Consider the following 4,900-nt stretch of genomic DNA (forward strand, 5'->3'; position numbering starts at 1 on the left):
CCCCAAAAATATAGAGAGTGGACCGGCCGGGATTCGAACCCGGGACCTCCGCCGTACTCGGAGCCCCTACATTAGCCCTTGCGAAGGCGACATCCTCCCGCTAGACGACCGGCCCTCAAATAACAAATGAATGTCCCTGTTTAAAAAATTTCTATGGTTTGATTTCTCCTTACACTTTCAGCGTTCTTGTTTCACATGCCGAAACTTTCAGGGTATTTGGCAAGGATTTTTGAGTCTCTATACAGCTGTATTCAACTAGTAGGGTGAATGCTTGGAAAATGATTGGATAAAGCTTGAGGGGGCTAGTAGGATGGTGATGAAGGATCCAACTCTGGGGGTATTGTTTGTAGATGGCGGGGAGGAGTCCCAGACACTTTTGTCAAGGTTGGGAGATATATCAGGAAAAATAAGGATTGTCGACGTCTCTAAGAACGGTCTTAGAGGTTGGCTGCTTATGGAGTACGGCACCACCGAGGTGCCTCTACTAGTCACCGAGAATTCTATCCTGAGTGGAGTAAAAAACATCATGGAGTTTCTAGAGAAACTCGCCCGCTAGATGATCAAAAAAGATATTTTTTACCCATTGTTACCTTTGTGTGTCAGTTCAGGATACCGTTATAGGCGCAATTCTCTGGATACTCCCAGCGTACGTCGCCAACGCTGCTCCCGTGCCCACAGTGTATTTTCTACGAAAACTCGGGGGAAAAACACACCCCCTTGATCTGGGGTTAAACTTTATCGACGGGAAAAGGGTTCTCGGCGACAATAAAACACTCGAGGGCTTTATAGGCGGACTGTCGGCAGGCTCACTTGCAGGAGCCGGGTTGCAACTTTGGGAGCTGCACAGCTTCCCATTGGCGTTGATCCTCTCCTTTGGCGCTCTAGCCGGGGATCTCGCAGGTGCATTCGTAAAGAGGAGACTTGGATTGAAGCCTGGAGACCCTGCACCGCTACTGGATCAGCTGGACTTCGTGCTGGGAGCTACAATACTATACCAGTTGTTTGCCCCAGTACGCCTGGAGTACTTCCTAATAGTCGTGATAATGACGCCACTCCTACATCTCGCCACGAACACTCTGGCATATCTCTTAGGCCTTAAATCCAATCCCTGGTGAATCACAAGCCGGGGACTATAAGTCCGAGCACTTCAGGGTTTTCCTCCTGAGAGATTCTAGGTAGGAGGCGGGAGGGGGGTCTGTCTCGTACAAAAGGTTTCTATATGCTTCAAGAGGAGTAAACTCGAAGCCCGCTATCTCGCTGTAAAGCTTGACCTCAGCGCCTGGAGCATACTCTTCTAGAACCCCCCTCCAATCCGGATCCCTGAGGATGTGATGTGAAAGCACGTTCACACGGTTGACCCTTAAAGCCTTAGAAAGGTTCTCGAGCCCCTTCTTCACCCTATTATCCCCGGACTCCCGCGTCAAGTACGTTGGGGGGCCGCCGATAACCGCTACCCTGAACCCCTCGCCTAGAAGGACCTGAAGTGCCTCGTCAGAGACAGGGCCTTGAACATCAGGCATAAACGCGAGAATCGGCTCCCCGGCGACGTAGAGCTTAAAGCAGAGCACCCACCCTAGCCGCTCGTCGCCGTGCATAGCGAGAAAACCAGATATTAATGTGTCACCGGCTTTGAAGCTGTTATTATCCAGGTACACGAGCCTTGCCCCGGCCTTTGACTCTTCTAGTGCTTTGACGAGGGCTCTTGCCCTCAGCTTCTGGCTGTGATTTATGTTGCTCTCCTGTGACTTGGCTAGAATTGTTTTACCGCTATACACTTCAAAGAATGTATCCCTTTCAGTACACTCGTATAGCGAGGCATACGGCGGCGTGAAATGATCCCGGTGATAATGTGAAATTGTGACAATCTCAGCCTTCTCCGCGAACTCAGCGACTCGTTCTCGATGCAAGTTCAGGGCTCGAAACTCCTCCGGGTGTGGGGGCAGGCCGTACCTGTGAGGCCCAAGGCTCACACCGGCATCGAAGAGTATACGGGTGTCAGGTGTCTCGACGAAGAGGCTCATCGACCTGACGCCGAGGCTCTCGTCTGCTATAGGTGTTATCGCCACGCTTGAGACTCTCAGCATCACCGCCACTTTGTTCTCGAGGAATTTGATCAACTTTTAGATATTTATCCCCTTTTCGCGGAGCGCCTCAAGGATAAGCTTGAACATTCCGGGCATTGCTTCGGGACCTGTACCCGTGACAATGTTCCCGTCCCTCACGAACGATGCGTCTACTAGGATCGCCCCCGCGTTCCTCAGATCATCATGTATCGAGAAAAACCCTGTAAGCCTTCTTCCTTTTGCTAGGCCTGCTGACACGAGAAGCCAGGGAGCATGACAAACCGCGGCGACAACGCCCCTTTCAGCTGTCTTTCTAACAAACTGGATTATCTCCTTGCTTCTCCTCAACCTGTCAGGAGCATAGCCTCCTGGAATCCAAACTACGAGATATTCCTCCTGTAACGCTGACCTTACGTCCTTTGTCGCCTTTAAGATTAGCCCGCTCTTCCCCTTGTACTCTTTGACCTCGGGGCCGACAACGTCCACCTGGAAGCCTAGCTCCTGAAGCCTGTATAAGGGATAAATGAGCTCGCGCTCGTCAAATAAATCTTCTATAAGAACCGCAGCCTTCATCAACTCTAAGACCGCTCAGCAATTTTTATCCCTATCGTCTCTAAAGGCCAAGATTGTCTATACCCTTAACTCTTTGCTGCTCCTCGTACCTTCTCCAGAGCTCCTGCAGAGTCGTAACATCGTCTGGAGACTTATCCGGGCGTAAGCGTTTTATGCGTGCGAAGCGGAGGGCCAGGCCTGAGGCGTAGCGCGGGCTCCTCTGTATCTCTGCGTAGTCCACCTCGACAACTATCTCGGGCCTAACGTGGACAACCCATCCCTCCTCTCTGACCTTTATCGCAAGCAGCTTCTTTGTTATTTCCTCGAACTCTGCGTCTGTTAAGCCCTTGAAGGTCTTCCCAACAATTGCGAATCCACCTGTTCTCTCGTCGCGGACAGCGAGATAGTAATCGCTCAGCCATCCACTACGCCTCCCGTGACCCCACTCTGCAGCCACGATTACGCAGTCGATGGTGTCAGTCTTCTTCAGCTTCAGCCACTTCCTACCCCTGTTCCCAGGCTCGTAAGCAGACTGGGGGTGCTTGCAGATGACGCCTTCGTGGCCTTCGTTCAGGGCTTCCTTGAAGAGTTTCTCGAGTTCTTCAGGGGTCCTAGCATATGTCTGCCTGGCTAGAAGCTCACCTTCCAGTTTTTCCTCTAGAATCCTTCTTCTATTCGTGTAAGGCTCGTCTATGAGCACTCTGCCGTCTATGTAGAGCAGGTCGAAGAAGTACACGTGAAGCGGTATCGTCTTTAGGAAGCTCCTCAACTCGCTCTTCCTCCTAAATCGCCTGGCGATGTCTTGGAAAGGTAGAGGCCTCCCGTTAACTATACCTACAGCCTCCCCGTCTAGCACCGCAGAGTCCGCCTTGAAGTATCCTTTCACCGTGTCGACTACCTCGGGCAGATAGTCTGTGATCCTGTTCATACGACGCGAGTATACCTCTACTTTGCCGTTCTTGACGTGAACCTGAACCCTCATGCCGTCGTATTTGTATTCGGCGGAAGTATAGCCCGAGTGCTCCTTCAGGATCTCCAGTGCGCTATAAGCCATGTCCGCGAGCATGGGCTTGACGGGCCTGAAGAGCTTAAGGGACACTTCCCTAACGTTGACTCCTTCGACGACCATCTGAGCGAGCTCGCTTATGTCACCCACTAGCATGTAGGCCCGCCTTATCTCCTCTGGGCTATAGTCTCGAATCCTCGCGAGAGACTCAAGAACCACTCCCACGTTAGCCCCTATCCGAACCTCGCCGAAGATTATCCTTAACAGGTACTCTAACTCTTCACGGCTGAGTTGCGAGAAGAGCCCGCGTAGTAGGTTCATCTTCCTGTTTCGCGCGCCTTCACCTGTGACGCGTGAGATTTTATCAAGCGTTGAGTACACGTCCTTGAGCGTAGGCGAAGCCTGGATCAGATGCGTAATCCTTGTAGTCTCTAGCTGTTTGACTACGCTGGAGATCGTTGAGAATCCTATCCCGAGCTCACGCTCGTCCCCCTCCGGGAAAATCCTACCAGTCAGGAGTAAGACTGCGATCTTGGCATCCTCCGGGGTTAGCTTGCTGAGAAACGATGAGAGAATCTTCACCTTGTTTAACCGGCTGCTTGTGTTCTCAACCTCCTTAGCCACTTTCACGAGCTCGCTAAAGCTTACCGTGACACCCCCCTTTACTAAAAGATTAAGTGGGTGGTTAAATTTGCAATCAACGCTGCATCGAAACTAGACTGGGGAGACCTTTCTATTACAGGCAGAAGCCGTGCCTTGTAAGCTTATGCCCTAACGTTACCCTTGACTCGTCCTGGTGGGAGCCGCTAGGAAAGCATGAAGAGAAATTGTGTTGTTACTAGAACATGTCTAGGTGGGCCTGTAATTGTTTCCCCCAGGCACGTCTCAGCCGCTCAAGCAGTGTCTTAACACGCTCTTCAGAGAACTCATTCTCATCCACTAGGAAATGCTCTAGTCCTTCATAGTCAGGCTCCCTGAACTCTAGCCTGTAAGTCTCGTAGACTACCGGTTTCATGAAGATGTTTAAGACGTCCTCATAGTCGGGTATGGATTTCTTAATGCTCTCGGGGAGTCTCTCAATGCTCCCATACGTCCTGATAAGCTTCAAGGCTTTTTTAGGGCCAACTCCCCTTACTCCCTCGTTATAGTCCGTGCCCACAAGGATTGCGACCTCTACAAGTTGGCGCCTACTGATCCCTAGCTTTTCCAGGACAACACTCATCTCTACAAGCTCTGGTTCAAGCCGTCTAGCCCGCTGCTTGCTTGGAAGCCACTCTGT

The 4,900-nt window shown here is 51.4% G+C and carries 4 protein-coding genes, 1 tRNA gene and 2 pseudogenes; 2 read left to right on the forward strand and 5 right to left on the reverse strand.

The genetic code is table 11. The annotated features are described in order from the left end of the window. Window positions 1-18 precede the first annotated feature (18 nt). A tRNA-Ala gene (locus ACP5KC_RS08715) sits at window positions 19-115 on the reverse strand. A gap of 156 nt (window positions 116-271) precedes the next feature. Here ACP5KC_RS08715 and ACP5KC_RS08720 point away from each other — a divergent pair. Further along, complete coding sequence (locus ACP5KC_RS08720) at window positions 272-556, forward strand: hypothetical protein (protein WP_273433739.1); 285 nt, start codon at window positions 272-274, stop codon at window positions 554-556. Between the two features lie 40 nt (window positions 557-596). Beyond that, window positions 597-1,115 carry a CDP-2,3-bis-(O-geranylgeranyl)-sn-glycerol synthase gene (locus ACP5KC_RS08725; RefSeq protein ID WP_273433738.1) on the forward strand — a complete coding sequence of 173 codons (519 nt, stop codon included), beginning with the start codon at window positions 597-599 and terminating at the stop codon, window positions 1,113-1,115. A 15-nt stretch (window positions 1,116-1,130) separates the two neighbouring features. Here the strand turns inward: ACP5KC_RS08725 and ACP5KC_RS08730 are convergent, their stop codons facing one another. From ACP5KC_RS08730 to ACP5KC_RS08745, 4 genes and pseudogenes are all read right to left on the reverse strand, one after another. After that, entirely contained in the window at window positions 1,131-2,093 is a 963-nt protein-coding gene (locus ACP5KC_RS08730) for an MBL fold metallo-hydrolase (RefSeq protein WP_191118554.1), read from the reverse strand. Window positions 2,094-2,120: 27 nt separating this feature from the next. Continuing rightward, on the reverse strand, window positions 2,121-2,636 hold the full coding sequence (locus ACP5KC_RS08735; RefSeq protein WP_273433736.1) for a type 1 glutamine amidotransferase domain-containing protein: 516 nt from the start codon (window positions 2,634-2,636) through the stop codon (window positions 2,121-2,123). Window positions 2,637-2,676: 40 nt separating this feature from the next. Continuing rightward, window positions 2,677-4,254 (reverse strand): annotated as a pseudogene (locus ACP5KC_RS08740) (ATP-dependent DNA ligase); the annotation flags it as partial. 205 nt (window positions 4,255-4,459) lie between these two features. Beyond that, a pseudogene (locus ACP5KC_RS08745) lies at window positions 4,460-4,900 on the reverse strand (flap endonuclease-1); the annotation flags it as partial.

The organism is Infirmifilum sp. (genome assembly GCF_049970975.1).
GTDB classification, from domain to species: Archaea; Thermoproteota; Thermoprotei; order Thermofilales; family Thermofilaceae; genus Thermofilum; species Thermofilum uzonense.

Coding starts and splice junctions, on each gene's coding strand:
- ACP5KC_RS08735 (WP_273433736.1), bottom strand. CDS start 2,636: ATGAAGGCTGCGGTTCTTATAGAAGATTTATTTGACGAGCGCGAGCTC.